Origin of the sequence: Vibrio sp. 1874 (genome assembly GCF_033344395.1) — a bacterium.
Taxonomy (GTDB): Bacteria; Pseudomonadota; Gammaproteobacteria; order Enterobacterales; family Vibrionaceae; genus Vibrio; species Vibrio alginolyticus.
The window spans coordinates 1-1,264 of the sequence record NZ_JAWPOR010000105.1; the positions used below are offsets into that span (position 1 = coordinate 1).

The window sequence follows — 1,264 nt, forward strand, 5'->3', positions numbered from 1 at the left end:
AGCATGGGACCACGTTAACTTAGGTAAAGATTTTGCCATTGAAGTTGCGCGTGTAGAAATGCTAATCCCTGCACTACTTTTCTGTGTGCTTGCTTCTGGCTTTATCAACCCGAAAGCCAACTTAGCAGGTAACCACGGTCCAATGATCCCTCTTATTGGTACCATCGCTCTTGCTGGTGCTCACCCTCTTGCATTGGCAATTCTTATTGGTGTATTCGGTCTTCTACTTAGCTTCTTGAAAGGCGGTTCCAAACTAGTGAACCTCACCTCAGAGGGTACAGCTGGTGGCTTGCTCATTTTCTTGGGCTTGACGGGTACCATGAGCCAAATCAACTCGATTCAAGAATGGGCGGTTGGTCTACAATCTTCTACTGTTGAAGCTGGCAGCATGGGTTACGTGGGTCTGATCGTGCTTGCAGTGACTATCGCACTATACGCTTTCCTTGCAAAAGTGAACAAACGTTGGCTTGCGATTCCAGTGTGTGCTTTCACAGGCCTTATTATCGCTCTAGTGCTAGGTGCTGGTTTTGACATCAAATTCGTCACTGAAACTGGTCTACCAAATCTAAACCCTGTTTACTGGTGGGGCAGCACTGAAGAAGGTTGGATGCTCGGTCTTCCTAATATGGAACACTTCATCGCGTCACTGCCTTTTGCAATCCTAGCAGTAGCAATGTGGTCTCCTGACTTCTTAGGTCATCGTATTTTCCAAGAACTTAACTACCCTAAAAAGACTGAAAAAGTACTAATGGACGTTGATGACACAATGACTATGTGTTCTATCCGTCAGATGGTAGGTACAGCGGTAGGTGTTGGTAACATCACTTCATCTTGGGGTACTTACATGATCCCAGCAGCGATTGCAAAACGTCCAATTCCTGGCGGTGCTATCCTTCTTGGTCTTCTAGTGATGATCATCGCGATCCTTGGCTTCCCAATGGACATCGCAGTATGGCCACCAGTAATGCGTGTCGCTCTTCTTGTTGGTGTATCTCTACCTCTACTTGAAGCTGGTATGCAAATGGTGAAAGACTCTAAAGACTCTCAAGCAGCGGGTATCTGTATTTTCGGTTCTGCCGTCGTTAACCCTGTACTAGCATGGGCATTAACAATGCTACTTGATAACAACGGTCTAATTGGTGACAAAGAGCGTGCAGCTCGCCTGTCATTCGTAGACAAGATTGTGATCCCAGTAAGCGTACTTGTTATCTGTTTGGTCGCTATGCTTGCAGTTGGTATGCTAGAAGGCCAGTATGGCATCAAA

1 protein-coding gene is annotated in these 1,264 nt (G+C 46.2%); it reads left to right on the forward strand.

From position 1 onward, the window contains the following. Positions 1-1,264: DUF3360 family protein (locus tag R8N46_RS24875; RefSeq protein ID WP_318189730.1), on the forward strand; the 1,264-nt coding region annotated here is incomplete at both ends.